Source organism: Microbacterium sp. CGR1 (genome assembly GCF_051062835.1).
Lineage (GTDB): Bacteria > Actinomycetota > Actinomycetes > Actinomycetales > Microbacteriaceae > Microbacterium.
In genome coordinates this window covers 188,183-202,679 of record NZ_JAOTPG010000002.1, presented here as the reverse complement: position 1 = coordinate 202,679, position 14,497 = coordinate 188,183, and the positions used below count along the sequence as shown (strand labels likewise).

15 protein-coding genes are annotated in these 14,497 nt (G+C 68.6%); 13 read left to right on the top strand and 2 right to left on the bottom strand.

Features of this window, described 5'->3' with window-relative positions; all coding sequences use genetic code 11:
* Positions 1-19: 19 nt before the first annotated feature.
* The 8 genes from OD997_RS15890 (at position 20) to OD997_RS15855 (ending at position 5,918) form a co-directional block, all read left to right on the top strand.
* A complete protein-coding gene (locus OD997_RS15890; protein ID WP_434332553.1) occupies positions 20-1,294 on the top strand; it encodes a hypothetical protein in 1,275 nt (424 codons plus the stop codon).
* Positions 1,295-1,433: 139 nt separating this feature from the next.
* Positions 1,434-2,600 (top strand): ADP-forming succinate--CoA ligase subunit beta, encoded by a 1,167-nt coding sequence (gene sucC, locus OD997_RS15885; protein ID WP_434332552.1) that lies wholly within the window; start codon positions 1,434-1,436, stop codon positions 2,598-2,600.
* Between the two features lie 18 nt (positions 2,601-2,618).
* Positions 2,619-3,521 carry a succinate--CoA ligase subunit alpha gene (sucD, locus tag OD997_RS15880; protein ID WP_056309120.1) on the top strand — a complete coding sequence of 301 codons (903 nt, stop codon included), beginning with the start codon at positions 2,619-2,621 and terminating at the stop codon, positions 3,519-3,521.
* 107 nt (positions 3,522-3,628) lie between these two features.
* On the top strand, positions 3,629-3,925 hold the full coding sequence (locus tag OD997_RS15875) for a WXG100 family type VII secretion target (protein ID WP_434332551.1): 297 nt from the start codon (positions 3,629-3,631) through the stop codon (positions 3,923-3,925).
* 14 nt (positions 3,926-3,939) lie between these two features.
* Positions 3,940-4,494: a hypothetical protein gene (locus OD997_RS15870; protein WP_434332550.1), complete on the top strand. Its 555-nt coding sequence runs from the start codon at positions 3,940-3,942 to the stop codon at positions 4,492-4,494.
* Complete coding sequence (locus OD997_RS15865; RefSeq protein WP_434332549.1) at positions 4,487-4,798, top strand: hypothetical protein; 312 nt, start codon at positions 4,487-4,489, stop codon at positions 4,796-4,798. The genes OD997_RS15870 and OD997_RS15865 overlap by 8 nt, the downstream gene beginning before the upstream one ends.
* Positions 4,798-5,547 carry a hypothetical protein gene (locus OD997_RS15860; protein WP_434332548.1) on the top strand — a complete coding sequence of 250 codons (750 nt, stop codon included), beginning with the start codon at positions 4,798-4,800 and terminating at the stop codon, positions 5,545-5,547. Before OD997_RS15865 ends, OD997_RS15860 begins: the two co-directional genes overlap by 1 nt.
* A complete protein-coding gene (locus tag OD997_RS15855; protein WP_434332547.1) occupies positions 5,541-5,918 on the top strand; it encodes a DUF2510 domain-containing protein in 378 nt (125 codons plus the stop codon). Before OD997_RS15860 ends, OD997_RS15855 begins: the two co-directional genes overlap by 7 nt.
* A gap of 20 nt (positions 5,919-5,938) precedes the next feature.
* On the opposite strand, the gene OD997_RS15850 is transcribed toward OD997_RS15855, so the two are convergent.
* On the bottom strand, positions 5,939-6,856 hold the full coding sequence (locus OD997_RS15850) for a homocysteine S-methyltransferase family protein (protein WP_434332546.1): 918 nt from the start codon (positions 6,854-6,856) through the stop codon (positions 5,939-5,941).
* Positions 6,857-6,978: 122 nt separating this feature from the next.
* Complete coding sequence (locus OD997_RS15845) at positions 6,979-8,397, bottom strand: NCS2 family permease (RefSeq protein WP_434332545.1); 1,419 nt, start codon at positions 8,395-8,397, stop codon at positions 6,979-6,981.
* A gap of 91 nt (positions 8,398-8,488) precedes the next feature.
* Between OD997_RS15845 and OD997_RS15840 the strand changes: the two genes are divergently transcribed.
* The 5 genes from OD997_RS15840 (at position 8,489) to OD997_RS15820 (ending at position 14,334) form a co-directional block, all read left to right on the top strand.
* Positions 8,489-9,883 (top strand): cell division protein PerM, encoded by a 1,395-nt coding sequence (locus OD997_RS15840; RefSeq protein ID WP_434332544.1) that lies wholly within the window; start codon positions 8,489-8,491, stop codon positions 9,881-9,883.
* Between the two features lie 43 nt (positions 9,884-9,926).
* Positions 9,927-10,514, top strand: a complete 588-nt coding sequence (gene purN / locus OD997_RS15835; protein ID WP_434332543.1) for a phosphoribosylglycinamide formyltransferase — start codon at positions 9,927-9,929, stop codon at positions 10,512-10,514.
* Between the two features lie 40 nt (positions 10,515-10,554).
* Positions 10,555-12,162, top strand: coding sequence for a bifunctional phosphoribosylaminoimidazolecarboxamide formyltransferase/IMP cyclohydrolase (purH, locus tag OD997_RS15830; protein WP_434332542.1), 1,608 nt, complete (start codon positions 10,555-10,557; stop codon positions 12,160-12,162).
* Positions 12,163-12,328: 166 nt separating this feature from the next.
* Positions 12,329-13,840, top strand: coding sequence for a DNA-3-methyladenine glycosylase 2 family protein (locus OD997_RS15825; protein WP_434332541.1), 1,512 nt, complete (start codon positions 12,329-12,331; stop codon positions 13,838-13,840).
* Positions 13,837-14,334: a methylated-DNA--[protein]-cysteine S-methyltransferase gene (locus OD997_RS15820; protein WP_434332540.1), complete on the top strand. Its 498-nt coding sequence runs from the start codon at positions 13,837-13,839 to the stop codon at positions 14,332-14,334. Before OD997_RS15825 ends, OD997_RS15820 begins: the two co-directional genes overlap by 4 nt.
* Positions 14,335-14,497 lie beyond the last annotated feature (163 nt).

Genomic DNA, 14,497 nt, shown 5'->3' with positions numbered 1-14,497 from the left:
GCTTCGGGCTCTCACCTCAATGCCTGCTTTCACGGATCCGCAACTCGAGGCGCGGGTGCTCGCTGTTCAGGAACTGCGCAGGGCGATCGCGTCAGTCAGGGCGATCCCCGGGTGGAGCGGTGACTCCGCAGGCGCCGCTGACAACTTGCTTGATCGGATGGAGGAGAACGCGGGCACCATCGAGACCACGCTCGAGAAGCTCCGAACCTCTCTCAGGACATCGACCGAGACGGCATCGGGTGAGGCCTCTGATGCGCTACGGAACTTGCCGTCCGCGTCCGCTGACGGATTCCTCGCAGACACAGGCCGTAATCTTTCTGGCATCACCGACGGTTGGGGTGTGCTCGACACTGGTGAGGCCGTTGCCCGCGAGGAGGCGCGTCTCGCCGCCGAGCGCGAGACCGCAGCAATGAAGGAGTTGCAGAGAATACGTTCATCCTTGGTCACAGAAGCTCAGGTGTTCGCAACAGTCCCCGACTTCAACGACAGGCCGGGCTCGATACCGCCGCCCGTCATCGACGTCGATGGGATCGATTCCCGCGTCCCTCCCGTCGGCAGCAACGGACCCTCGGGCGGTCCCGGCACGTCGCCGGGCGGAACCGGCGTCGGCAGCGTGGCTCCGCCACAGGTCGGCACGTGGGTTCCCGGCGGTGGCGGCGACGGCGGCTGGGTCAACGGTGGCAACGGCGGCTCGGGTGGCGGTAACACCGGCACCATCGGGGACAACGGCTGGGACAACGGTGACAACGGTGGTTCGGGCGGCAACGGCGGCTCCGACCCCACCGTCGACTCGCCGAACGGCGGCACCCTGCCCGGATACCCCGGCATCGGAATCGGTGGTGGCGGTGGCGGCGGAGGTCTGCTCGCCGGCGGTTCGGGCACGCTCGGCGCGGCGGTCGTGGGCGGCGCAGGAGCCGCGGCGCTCATGGGTGCACGCTCGGCGTCGCTCAATGGTGCGGGCGGCGCAGGTCTGTTCGGCGGTGGCGGAAGCGGTGCAGGTGCGGCCACGGCCGGTCGCGGACTGCTCGGCATGGGCGGTGCAACCGGCCCCGGCGGGCTCGGAGCAGCAGGCTCGGCATCCGGCTCGGCGACCGGTGCTGCCGGGGGAACGACGGCAGGTGCAGGTGGCCGCTCGATGGCGCCGGGCATGATGGGCGGAGCAGCCGGAGACGACGAGAAGCGCCGCGACCGCTCCGGTCTCGGCGGCCCGATCGCCCCCAAGCTCGAAGACGACGAGGAAGCCGGGCCCCGGTCGCGATCCGCCCAGGCGGGCAGCCGCGACACGCTCGGCTGACCCCGTCTCCATACCGATATGCGCTCCCGGCGGCCCTTGCGCCGCCGGGAGCGTTCAGTTCGAGGTAGTAGGCTGGGCGACTGGTCGATGTCTCGACATCGAGAGAATTACCAGACAGCAGCCCAGTGAAGGAACCACAGTGGATCTGTACGAGTACCAGGCACGAGACGTTTTCGAGAAGTACGGAGTGCCGGTCCTCGCCGGCATCGTCGCCGACACCCCTGAGGAGGTGAAGGCAGCCGCTGAGAAGATCGGCGGCGTCGTCGTCGTCAAGGCCCAGGTCAAGACCGGCGGTCGCGGCAAGGCGGGCGGCGTCAAGGTCGCGAAGACCCCCGAAGAGGCATACGAGGCCGCGAAGACGATCCTCGGTCTCGACATCAAGGGCCACATCGTCAAGCGCGTCATGGTCGCGCAGGGCGCGCGCATCGCCGAGGAGTTCTACTTCTCCGTGCTGCTCGATCGCGCCAACCGTTCGTACCTGAGCCTCTGCTCGGTCGAGGGCGGTATGGAGATCGAAGAGCTCGCGGTCGAGCGTCCCGAGGCGCTCGCGCGCGTCGAGGTCAACCCGCTGACGGGCATCGACAAGCAGAAGGCGGTCGAGATCGCTCGCGCCGCGAACTTCCCCGAAGACCTGATCGAGAAGGTCTCCGACGTCTTCGTCAAGCTCTTCGACGTCTACAAGGGCGAAGACGCGACTCTCGTCGAGGTCAACCCGCTGGTCCGCACCGAAGAGGGCGACATCATCGCCCTCGACGGCAAGGTCACGCTCGACGACAACGCCTCCGAGATCCGTCACCCGGAGCACGAGGCGCTCGAAGACAAGGACGCAGCCGACCCGCTCGAGGCCAAGGCCAAGAAGAGCGGCCTGAATTACGTCAAGCTCGACGGCGAGGTCGGAATCATCGGCAACGGTGCAGGACTCGTCATGTCGACGCTCGATGTCGTCGCCTACGCCGGTGAGAACCACAATGGCGTCAAGCCCGCCAACTTCCTCGACATCGGCGGCGGCGCCTCGGCTGAGGTCATGGCCGCAGGCCTCGACGTCATCCTCGGCGACCCGCAGGTCAAGAGCGTGTTCGTCAACGTCTTCGGAGGCATCACGGCGTGCGACGCCGTCGCCAACGGAATCAAGGGCGCTCTCGAGACCCTCGGCAGCGCGGCCTCCAAGCCGCTCGTCGTGCGCCTCGACGGCAACCGCGTCGACGAGGGTCGCGCGATCCTCGCCGAGTACGCGCACCCGCTCGTCACGCTCGCCAGCACCATGGACGAGGGCGCCGACAAGGCCGCCGAGCTCGCAAACGCCTGAGACACAAGGACTAGAGAAATGTCGATCTACCTCAACAAGGACTCCAAGGTCATCGTCCAGGGCATCACCGGCGGCGAGGGCACCAAGCACACGGCACTCATGCTGAAGGCCGGCACCCAGGTCGTCGGTGGCGTGAACGCCCGCAAGGCCGGCACCACGGTCTCGCACACCGACAAGGACGGCAACGCCGTCGAGCTCCCCGTCTTCGCCTCGGTCGCCGAGGCCATGAAGGAGACCGGCGCAGACGTGTCGATCGCCTTCGTGCCGGGTGCGTTCACGAAGGACGCGATGATCGAGGCCATCGACGCCGAGATCCCGCTGCTCGTCGTCATCACCGAGGGTGTGCCCGTGGGCGACTCGGCCGAGGCGTGGGCCTACGCGCAGAGCAAGGGCAACACGACCCGCATCATCGGGCCGAACTGCCCTGGCATCATCACCCCCGGTGAGGCGCTCGTCGGCATCACGCCGGCGAACATCACCGGCAAGGGCCCGATCGGCCTCGTGTCGAAGTCGGGCACCCTGACGTACCAGATGATGTTCGAGCTGCGCGACCTGGGCTTCTCGACCGCCATCGGCATCGGCGGCGACCCCGTCATCGGCACGACGCACATCGACGCGCTCGCCGCATTCGAGGCCGACCCCGAGACCAAGGCGATCGTGATGATCGGTGAGATCGGTGGCGACGCCGAAGAGCGCGCGGCCGACTACATCAAGGCGCACGTCACCAAGCCGGTCGTCGGCTACGTCGCGGGCTTCACGGCCCCCGAGGGTAAGACCATGGGTCACGCCGGTGCGATCGTCTCCGGCTCCGCCGGTACCGCTCAGGCGAAGAAGGAGGCCCTCGAGGCCGCCGGTGTCAAGGTCGGCAAGACGCCGTCCGAGACCGCCGCTCTGATGCGTGAGATCGTCGAGTCGCTCTAAGCGCTATGATTGAAGAGAAGGCCCTGGACTCCACTCCGGGGCCTTCTTTCATGCCCGGGCGGGATCGATTTGATCCATACGATGGACGATCTGCTACCGTCGATCACGTGGCGGGGACAATCGAGGTCGACTTCGACGGTATTCAGCTTGCGATCGACGGCCTCATCACGGACCTCTCCGATCTGAATCTCTCGCTCCAGACCTTTGACACCGAGTCGCAGTATCTGCTTCAGCTGTGGGAGGGCGACGCCGCCGAGGCGTTCCGGATCGCTCAGCAGGCGTGGGCAGAGGACGGCGAGGTGCGTCGAGAGGAGCTCGAACGCATGATCGCCGCGTTGGGGGACGTCCTGGAGATCTACATATCCACGGAGCAGCGGCTCCGAGACCTCTGCGGGGTGGAATGAGCGAGGGGCCGTCGGTGGGGGATGCGAACGCGTCGTCGCGACGTGAGCGACTCGAAGCGCTGCAGCGTCGCTACACGGATTCGATCGTCGACTATCGCGCTGCCATGGCGGACATCGAGAGTCAGGTGATCAAGGGGCTCTCGCAGGTGAGCACGGCGACCGTCGAGGTATCGTCAGCCGACGGCTCCAGGATCTCCACGATCCGCATCGCATCGGGGCTGACAGCTCCCGGTGTCTTCGAACTCGCAGCCTCGGTCACCCACGCCATCCAGACCGCGATCGACCGGACCCCGCGGTCAGCAGCCGTCGAGGGCACACCGGAGATGCTGAGCCGGTACCGCGAAGGTCAGAGCCCCGTGCAGATCGCGAAGGACCTGCACATCGCTGACCTCTTCGGGGACGTACGGACCTATCCTGCTCCGGACGTGGCGGTCAGTATGCGGCTCGGTCGTCTCGACGCCGTCCACTTCGATGCGGGATGGTATGCGACGGCGACTCTGGACGAGATGGAAGCAGCGGTGAAGTCGCGGGTGAACGCGGCATTCGACAGGGAGGACGCTGATGGGTGACGGATTCGCGGTCGATGTCAGCGCGCTGCGTTCTGACGTGGCCAGATGGATGGATTGGTCGTCAAGACTCACCGCGGAAGACGGCGGCCTCGCGTCGACTCTCGATCCCTGGGCCTTCTCTGACCAGCCCGGCTTCGAGCAGGTGCGCGCCGACTACATCGCCAAGCTGGGGCATCTCCGCCGAGAGGTGAGCGCCGGGTCCAGGGCGATGCAGGCGATCGCGGATCGACTCGATGAGGTCGCCTCCGCGTACGAGGAGGCCGAGGCGCAGACCGAGGCCATCGTCGAGAGAGCGGGGTCCTGATGCATCCCGAAGCCCTCGGACGCGAGATCATCCGCGTCCTCGACGACACGCTCTCCGGCATCGCGGACCTCGAGCGGATCCTGCCCGGAGTGCTTCGCGATGCCGCCGATCGGCTCGAGTTCATGGGCGTTCCCTACCCGGACTGGGCGAAGGATGCCGCATACGAAGCCGCACTCACCACGGTGACGATCCAGCTCACGGTCCTCCGCGAGTCGGTGAACTTCATGCGTGACGAGGTCGCGAAGTGGGGGATGCCGACGCAGCTGCGCGAAGAGGCGACTCGTCTCGAAGCCGGAGTCCGTGCCGCTTTCTCAGGACTCGAGGACGACGCCGACATCTCCGAGATGGACGGACTGAAGGACGCCGCATGGGATTCGCCCATCGTCGACCGTTACTCGGAGGCCTTCTACGAGCAGCGCGACCAGGTGTCCGACCTCGTCGCGCCGATCGATGCGCTCATCCGCGTGCTGCGAGACAGCGCCTCGTCGCAGGACTCCTGGTACTCCGAGAACCTTCTCGCGACCGTCGGATACTGCGTCTCGGTCGCGGGTGTCGCTGTCACGCTGGCGACAGGTGTGACCGGCGTCGGAGCGATCGTCGGACTCGTGATCGGCGTCATCGGCGTCATCGTGTCGGCGATCGGCATGCTGCTCACCTCGCCGGCGTCGCAATCACGAGCCGACACCCTCACGGGCGTTCTGAGCGGAGCAGAGATCACCGAGTGGCCCAATTCGCGGTTCGCATGGTGATCCCCTCTCCGGCTCCTTCCGTGGGCTGGTACGCGATCTCGCTCACCCCGTCGATCCTCCGATGGTGGAATGGCATCGGATGGACGGACGATCTCGTTGTGCGCGCGTCGTCGGGCACGGATTCACGCCAGACCGGCACGACGTTCCTTCGCCGGGGCCGACTGTTCGCGTCCGCCTTCTGGGTTCTGGCCGGCCTGTGGGTGGCGGTGACCGTGGTCATGAGCCTGACAGGCGGCTACGGTCTCATCTGGTTCCTCGCGCCGCTGCCGTTCATCGTGGTCAGCATCGTCTTCGAGGCACGGCTCTCGCGATACCGCCGGCTCCTCGCCCCGGACGCGCCGCCGCCATTCGGGTTGAACCCGATCCGCTGAGGCGGCACCAGGCGTGGTCATCACTGCGGGGCGAGTCGCTCCCACATCGCCGCGACGTGCCGTGAGTCGGTTCCGCAGCATCCTCCGATGACCCGTACCGACGGCATCCGCTCGAGGAGCGCGGTCACACGCTCGGCCAGCTCGACGGGGTCGCCGTCGTCGAGGGTCTCGGACTCGTCGAGTTCGGCGTGCGAGAGGCGGGACGCATTGGGGCGGATGCCGATGATACGTCGAGCCGTCTCGGCATCCAGAGCCCGGTCGAAGTGGTCGGGGTGCGCGCAGTTGAGGAAGTAGCCGTCCGGGGCCTCCGCCGCGTCGACCTCGGCGACCGTCGCGGCGAGAGTGCGACCCGACGCGAGCAGCCCATCGGTCTCGACGGTGAACGAGATCTCGACATCCACGCCGGCCTCGCGCGCCGCGCGGATGATGCCGCGCGCTTCGGCGGCATCGGTGAGCGTGTAGGCCGCGATCCCATCCACGCCGGCGTCGGCGAGAGCGCGGACCTGGTCACGGTGATAGCGATAGGCGTCGTCGGGCCCGGTGATCGGGTCCCACGCTCCCGAACGATATCCGTCGCCCCGCGGACCGAGCATCCCCACGATCCGTACTGCCGCCAGATCCGATTCCGCGGCGATCTGCTGCAGCAACCTCACCGCGTCGACGTTGATCCGGCGCAGCGCGTCGGCGTCGTACCCGAGCCGAGCACCCCAGTCGGCGCTCGCTCGCCAGGTGGCCGTCTCGAGGCGCAGCGCGGCGTCGTGAATGCGGGCGATCTCGACATAGCCGAGGTAGTACTCCCTCAGCGTTCGTCGGCCATCGTCATCATCGAGAAGCACGAAAGCGGCGAAGTCGGGAAGATCGATGCCGTGGTGGAAGATCAGATCGGTCTCCAGCCCGCCGTCGGTGACGTGTCGGACGGGAACGGTGGACGCGGACATCGGTGCCTGCTCTCCTCGGGTGCTTCCGGTCTAGCACTGCGCGAGGGGCGGCGCCACGGGTCCGGCAGACGACAGAGGGGCGGATGCGAGTCGCATCCGCCCCTCTGATGTTCTCTCGTCGTTCAGGCGACGCCGAACAGTGCTTCGATCGGCCCGCGGGCGAAGAAGATCACGAAGCCGACACCGACCGCCCACAGCAGCGGGTGAATGGTCTTGGCCCGGCCGGAGAACGCGTTCACGACGATCCAGCTGATGAAGCCCGCGCCGATGCCGTTGGCGATCGAGTACGTCATCGGCATCACGGTCGCGGTCAGGAACACCGGCAGCAGCACCCGGAAGTCGCTCAGATCGATGTTCTTGATCTGGGCGAGCATGAGCGCACCGACCAGCACGAGAGCGGCGGCCGCGACCGCACCGGGTACGAGCGAGGTGAGCGGCGTGAAGAACATCGCGACGAGGAACATCGCACCCGTGATGACGGTGGCGAAACCGGTGCGTGCGCCCTCGCCGATGCCGGCGCCGGACTCGACGAACACGGTGGCCGACGACGACGAGGTGCCACCACCGGCGATCGCGCCGATGCCCTCGACGATCAGAGCCGACTTGATCCGGGGGAAGTCGCCCTTCTCGTCGGCCAGGTCGGCCTCCTTCGCCAGGCCCGTCATCGTGCCCATCGCGTCGAAGAAGTTCGAGAACAGCAGGGTGAAGACGAACATCACGAGGGCGACGACGCTGACCTTCTGCAGGTCGAATCCGAAGTCGACCTGACCGATGAGGCTGAGGTCGGGAAGCCCGACGATCGCGCCGGTGAAGCCGAAGTCGAGACCGAACGGCCAGATCAGGTTGGCGATCGCGCCGAGCACGGTTCCGCCGACGAGCGCGATGAGGATCGCGCCCTTCACGTGCAGCGCGGTGAGCACGCCGCCGAGCAGGAGCGTGATCACGAAGAGTAGGGTCGGGATCGATGCGACAGAGCCGCCGATGCCGAGGTCGACCGGCGGCGAGGCGTTGCCGGTGGCGGTGACGAAGCCGGCGTTCACGAAGCCGATGAAGGCGATGAACAGACCGATGCCGACGGTGATCGCGAGCTTGAGCTGCACGGGGACGGCGTCGAAGATCATCTTCCGCAGCCCGGTGGCCGCGAGGAGGACGATGATCACACCGTTGATCATCACGAGGGCCATGGCCTCGGGCCAGGTCACCGTGCCGACCACCGAGAAGGCGATGAACGCGTTGATGCCGAGGCCGGCGGCGAAGGCGAACGGCAGACGGGTGATCAGACCGAACAGGATCGTCATCACACCGGCGGTCAGAGCGGTGGCGGCGGCCACGGCGGTGCCGGCGAGGGTGTTGCCGTCGACGTCGGGCGTCGACAGGATGATCGGATTGAGGATCACGATGTAGGCCATCGTGACGAAGGTCACCAGACCCCCTCGGATCTCGGTGCCGATCGTGGATCCGCGCTTGCTGATCTCGAAGAAGCGGTCCAAGGCGCTCGTGGGTTCGGCCTTGGACGGGGTGGGGGATGGGGCAGTTGTCATCGGGAAACCTCCGCTGGAGACGATATCGTGTCGCCCGAGTCGCGCGCGCCCCCAGGCGACGACAGGGTTCTCGTCGTAGTCTCGATTCGATATGCAACGCCTCCTCGTCGCGCTCCTCGCCGCCTTCGATGCCGCCATCGCCGCGGCGGTCGGTCTCGTGGTCCTGCTGGCGCCGCTCACGCTGCTCTGGACGCTCGCGTTCGGCGTCACGGCCGACTGGGGCGCCCTCTGGCCGCTCACGGGGACCCTGTGGCAGTTCGGTCACGGCGTGCCCCTGGACGTCGACGTCACAGCCGACGTCCTGCGTGCGACGGGCATCGCTCCGGACGCCGCCGCCTTCACTCTCTCGGTCACCCCGCTCGCCTTCCTGCTCTTCACTCTGCTGTTCGCGGCACGGTCAGGAGCGCGTGCGGCGCGCGCGGGCGCGTGGCTGCTCGGCGCACTCTCGGGTGCGCTGACCTTCGGGATCATCGCGACCGGCGTGGCGCTGACCTCGACCCTCTCGGCCGCCCAGACCGCTCTGGTGCCGGCGATCCTCCTGCCGACCGCCGTCTACCTCGTGGGCGCGGTCTGCGGTGCCGTGCGCATCGCGTGGGAGGACGGCGACGGCGGGTTCCTCGATCGGGTGCACGACGTGGTCGACTCCTGGGCAGACTGGGGCCCTGTGCCGAGTGCTGCGGTGCGCGGAGCGGCCTTCGCCCTCGTCGGAGTGACCGCCGTCTCCGCTCTCGCGGTGGCCCTCATGACGCTGACCCGCGGCGGCGAGGTCGTCGCGCTGTTCCAGGCCGCGCGTGTCGACGCCCTCGGGGCGGGAGTCATCACGCTGGGACACCTTGCGTATCTGCCGACGATCATCGTCTGGGCGGCATCCTGGCTCGCCGGGCCGGGGTTCGCGGTGGGTGTCGGCACAGCCGTGTCTCCGGCCGGCACGCAGCTCGGGGTCGTGCCGGGCATCCCGGTGCTCGGGCTGCTGCCCGAGAGCACATCGATGTGGATGCTGATCGTGATCCTCCTCCCGATCGGCGCCGGAGCCTTCGCCGGATGGGCCGTGCGGTCCCGCCTCGTGTGGGAGGGCACCCCTCTCGGCACCGGACCGCGGGCGGCGATCGCCGGCGGCATCGGGGTGCTGACGGCCGTGGTCGCCGCGCTGGCGGCCCTGCTGGCGGGCGGATCGATGGGCCCGGGGCGGCTCGCCGACGCAGGACCCGCGGTGCTGCCGTTCGCTCTCGCACTGGGCGGTGAGGTGCTGCTCGGCGCAGCGATCCTGTTGCTCTCGCCGCGACACCGCGACGAGCTCGCCGAAGAGCGCACCGATCGATGGGTCGCCGAGATGACCGCATCCGACCTCGCCTTCGACGACTCGACGGATCGCGTGCCCGCCGCGACGACGTGGCCGGGTTCGCCCTCCGCATTCGACACCGCACCGCTCGGCGACGACGGTGGCTTCCGGCTGCCGAAGCGCGACCCCGACGATCCGCTGCGCTGACACGCAGGTCGGGGCGTCGCCCCCGCCCCGGTAGACTGGGCGCGTGCTCACGGTCGCCGTTCTCATCTCGGGCGCCGGCTCGAACCTTCGCGCCCTCCTCGAGGCCGCTCGTCACCCCGATTTTCCTGCGCGGGTGGTGGTCGTCGGTGCCGATCGCGAAGCCGACGGACTCGCTCACGCCGAGGAGTTCGGCATCCCGAGCTTCACGGTTCCGTGGCATGAGCACGAGTCGCGCGACGCGTGGGGTGAAGAGCTCGGACGACAGCTCGCCGTCTGGAACGCCGACCTCGTCGTCCTCAGCGGCCTGATGCGACTGCTGCCGGCATCACTGGTCGCGAGCCTCGCGCCGCGCCTGATCAACACGCATCCCGCGTACCTGCCCGAGTTCCCCGGAGCTCACGGCGTGCGCGACGCGCTCGCCGCGGGCGTCTCCGAGACGGGCGCCAGCGTGATCGTCGTCGACGACGGCGTCGACACCGGCCCGATCCTGGCGCAGGAGCGGGTGGCGGTCCTCGACGGCGACACCGAGCACACCCTGCACGAGCGCATCAAGCCCGTCGAACGCCGACTGCTCATCGACGTGGTGCGCCGCATCGCGACCGGCGAGCTCTCGCTGTCCTCAGCCACCTGAACCGAACCACGCACGCCACCCTCGCACGAAGGAGCCCATCATGGCCGGCCCCCGCCACGACCACTCGCTGTACCGCGATCGCGACACCGTCCCGGTGCGCCGCGCACTCGTCTCGGTCAGCGACAAGACCGATCTGCTCGTGCTCGCCAATTCCCTGTCCGACGCCGGCGTGCAGATCGTCTCGACCGGCTCGACCGCGTCGACCATCCGCGAGGCCGGGTTCGAGGTGACCGACGTCGCCGCCGTCACCGGTGTCGCCGAGATGCTCGACGGCCGCGTGAAGACGCTGCACCCGAAGATCCACGGCGGTCTGCTCGCCGACCTTCGTCTCGAGGACCACGAGCGCCAGCTCGCCGACCTCGACATCGAGCCGTTCGAGCTCGTCGTCGTGAACCTCTACCCGTTCGTCGAGACTGTGGCCTCAGGCGCCGAGGGCGACGACGTCGTCGAGCAGATCGACATCGGCGGCCCTGCCATGGTGCGTGCCGCGGCGAAGAACCACGCGAACGTCGCGATCGTCGTCTCGCCGCAGTCGTACCCCGGGATCATCAGCGCCATCGAGAGCGGTGGCACGACGCTCACCCAGCGCCGCGAGCTCGCAGCGCGCGCGTTCGCGCACACGGCCGCCTACGACACGGCGGTCGCCGCCTGGTTCGCCGAGGGCACGCTCGGTGAGGGGGAGGACCTGCCGACCCACCTGACGATCCAGGCCGAGCGCCTCGCGACGCTGCGCTACGGCGAGAACTCGCACCAGCGCGGCGCGATCTACACGCGCGTCGGCGGTCACGGCATCGCCCAGGCCACGCAGCTCCAGGGCAAGGAGATGTCGTACAACAACTACGTCGACGCGGATGCCGCGCTGCGCGCCGCCTACGACATGGTCAAGCCCGCCGTCGCGATCATCAAGCATGCGAACCCCTGCGGCATCGCGACCACCGCTCCCAACGCCCTCGACCCGATCGCGAGCGCGCACATCCGCGCCCACGAGTGCGACCCGGTGTCGGCGTACGGCGGAGTCATCGCCGCGAACGGCACCGTGACGCTCAAGATGGCCGAGAACCTGAAGGACATCTTCACCGAGGTCATCGTCGCGCCGTCGTTCGAGCCGGCAGCCCTCGAGGTCTTCAAGGCGAAGAAGAACCTGCGTCTGCTGCAGCTTCCCGAGGACTGGCAGCAGGAGCGCATGGATGTGCGCCTCGTCTCCGGCGGCCTGCTGCTGCAGGATGCCGACCGGTTCCCCGACGACATCGTCTCGGTCGCGAAGAACTGGGAGCTCGTCTCGGGTGAGCGTCCGAGCGACGAGGAGATGGAGAACCTCATCTTCGCGTGGAAGGCCTGCCGCGCCGTGAAGTCGAACGCGATCGTCCTCGCGAAGGACAACGCCACGGTCGGCGTCGGCATGGGCCAGGTCAACCGCGTCGACTCGTGCCGCCTCGCGGTCGAGCGTGCAGGTGACCGGGCCGCAGGCTCCGTCGCATCGTCCGACGCGTTCTTCCCGTTCGCCGACGGCGCTCAGGTGCTCATCGATGCGGGCGTCACGGCCATCGTGCAGCCCGGCGGATCGGTGCGCGATGAAGAGGTCGTGGACGCTGCGCGCAAGGCCGGCGTCACGATGTTCTTCACCGGAGAGCGTCACTTCTTCCACTGATCGGCGTTCGGTTCCGAGCCGATCGTCGATGAGGCCCCCTTCTGCTCTACTCAGCGGGAGGGGGCCTCGTCGTTCGAGGACCGGGTGCAGAGTGCGACACGCAGGTGTCCACTGCGATGTCCGATTTCCGCCAGTCGGGGTCTGTGGGGCGTGACAGAGTGGAGGCATGAGCTTCCCCGTGACCGACTTTGACGAGCGGTATCGTGCGATCAGTGCGCGAGACACCCGCTTCGACGGCCAGTTCGTCACGGCCGTGCGATCCACCGGCATCTACTGCCGGCCGAGCTGCCCCGCGCGTACGCCCAAGCCGCAGAACGTCACGTTCTATCCGACCAGCGCCGCGGCCCATGAAGCCGGGTTCCGCGCCTGCAAGCGCTGCCTCCCCGAGGCGGCTCCCGGCTCGCCGGCCTGGGATCTGCGCAGCGACGTCGCCGCCCGCGCGATGCGCCTGATCGCCTCGGGCGTGGTCGAGCGCGAGGGGGTGTCGGGTCTCGCGCAGCGCCTCGGATACTCCACACGCCACCTCACTCGGCTGCTGTCCACCGAGCTCGGCGCGGGTCCTCTCGCCCTCGCCAGGGCGCACCGCGCCCACACCGCGCGGATGCTGCTGGTCGGCACCGACATGCCGGTCTCCGACGTCGCGTTCTCGGCGGGCTTCGCAAGCATCCGGCAGTGCAATGACACGATCCGCGAGGTGTTCGGGCTGACGCCGGGTGAGCTCAGGGCGCGACGGCGGATGCCGGCGTCCGCCGTCCCCGGGGCGATCGACCTCGTCCTGCCCTATCGCGGGCCACTCGACGCATCCGGGATCTTCCAGTGGATGGCTGCGCGCGCCGTGACCGGTGTCGAAGAGGTGACGGACACGTCGTTCTCCCGGCACCTGCGGATGGCCGGAGGTCCTGCCTGGTTCGAGGTGAGTCAGGATGCGACCGCGCGCCTCCACCTGCGCGCACGGGTGACACAGCTCGGCGACCTCGCCCCGCTCGTCTCCACCGCTCGGCGCATCTTCGATCTCGATGCCGACCCGCTCGCGGTCGACGAGGCGCTGAGTGCGCATCCCGAGATCGCTCCTCTCGTGGCCCGCACGCCCGGCATCCGCGTGCCCGGGGCCGCGGATCCGCACGAGATGCTGATCCGGGCGATGATCGGCCAGCAGATCACCGTCGTCGCCGCACGGACCGCGCTGTCGGCACTCGCCGATGCGCTGGGGGAGCGGACCGAGCGCGGTCTGCTGTTTCCCACGATGTCGGCGATCGCCGAGCACGGCGCCGAGGTGCTCCGAGGCCCGGGTGCGCGCATCCGTGCCATCGTCGGGGCAGCATCCGCGCTCGCCGACGGCTCGCTCCCGCTCACGGTCGGCGACGATGGTGCCCAGCAGCGGGCGGCCCTGCTCGCGATGCCCGGCATCGGCCCCTGGACGGCCGACTACGTGCGGATGCGCGTGCTCGGCGACCCCGATATCTTGCTCCCCGGTGATGTTGCGCTGCGCGCGGGGTCCGCAGCCTCCGGGCTGCCCGGCGATCCGGTGCCCCTGGTGGCCTGGGCCGAGCGAGCAGCGCCGTGGCGCAGCTACCTCAGTGCACACCTCTGGCGCGCGGCGCCGCCGCGACCGACGCGAGCATCCACGACCAAGAACGCGACCGCTGTCGCGACTGCCGTTTCGAAGGAGAAGCCATGACCGCTCTGATCCAGACCCTCGACACCCCCGACGGCCCCTTCACGATCCTCGCTGACGACCGGCAGCGGGTTCTCGCCTCCGGATGGAGCGCCGACCAGGAAGCGATCGTCGGGCGTCTCTCGGCCGCCGCGCGTCCGGCGGAGGTCAGCGAGAGCGAGACCGATGCGGCAGCCGCGGTGCGCGCCTTCTACGCAGGAGATGTCTCTGCGATCGATGCGGTCGCGGTGACGCAGACCGGCACGATGCTGCAGCTCGCCGGATGGTCGGCGCTGCGGGAGATCGAGCCGGGGGAGCCGCTGACGTACACGTCTTTCGCCGCACGCCTCGGAAATCCCCGTGCTGTCCGTGCCGCGGCATCGATCTGCGCGCGCAACGCCCCGGCTCTCTTCGTGCCGTGCCATCGTGTGCTGCGCACCGACGGCACCCTCGGAGGCTTCGCCTGGGGCCTCGATGTGAAGGCGAGTCTGCTGGCGCGAGAAGCAGGAGTTCGCTGAATCGGGAATCTCTCTTGCGGTCAGCTGGTTCACAGGAATAGGCTGGTGGGCTGTCGCACCGACCGGACGACATAGCCGAGCCCCTGAGGAGGACACCATGACATCGATCGCCGCTGCGCAGATCGCCGCTCTCGGCTCGACCCCGGTGCGCCCGCTCCGCTAG

What these genes read in the sequence shown, in the direction of transcription:
- OD997_RS15850 (WP_434332546.1), bottom strand. Translation starts at nt 6,856, where the DNA reads ATGTCCGCGTCCACCGTTCCCGTCCGACACGTCACCGACGGCGGGCTG.
- OD997_RS15860 (WP_434332548.1), top strand. Translation starts at nt 4,798, where the DNA reads ATGCATCCCGAAGCCCTCGGACGCGAGATCATCCGCGTCCTCGACGAC.
- OD997_RS15825 (WP_434332541.1), top strand. Translation starts at nt 12,329, where the DNA reads ATGAGCTTCCCCGTGACCGACTTTGACGAGCGGTATCGTGCGATCAGT.
- OD997_RS15840 (WP_434332544.1), top strand. Translation starts at nt 8,489, where the DNA reads ATGCAACGCCTCCTCGTCGCGCTCCTCGCCGCCTTCGATGCCGCCATC.
- OD997_RS15820 (WP_434332540.1), top strand. Translation starts at nt 13,837, where the DNA reads ATGACCGCTCTGATCCAGACCCTCGACACCCCCGACGGCCCCTTCACG.
- OD997_RS15855 (WP_434332547.1), top strand. Translation starts at nt 5,541, where the DNA reads ATGGTGATCCCCTCTCCGGCTCCTTCCGTGGGCTGGTACGCGATCTCG.
- purH (WP_434332542.1), top strand. Translation starts at nt 10,555, where the DNA reads ATGGCCGGCCCCCGCCACGACCACTCGCTGTACCGCGATCGCGACACC.
- sucD (WP_056309120.1), top strand. Translation starts at nt 2,619, where the DNA reads ATGTCGATCTACCTCAACAAGGACTCCAAGGTCATCGTCCAGGGCATC.
- OD997_RS15890 (WP_434332553.1), top strand. Translation starts at nt 20, where the DNA reads ATGCCTGCTTTCACGGATCCGCAACTCGAGGCGCGGGTGCTCGCTGTT.
- OD997_RS15845 (WP_434332545.1), bottom strand. Translation starts at nt 8,397, where the DNA reads ATGACAACTGCCCCATCCCCCACCCCGTCCAAGGCCGAACCCACGAGC.
- OD997_RS15865 (WP_434332549.1), top strand. Translation starts at nt 4,487, where the DNA reads ATGGGTGACGGATTCGCGGTCGATGTCAGCGCGCTGCGTTCTGACGTG.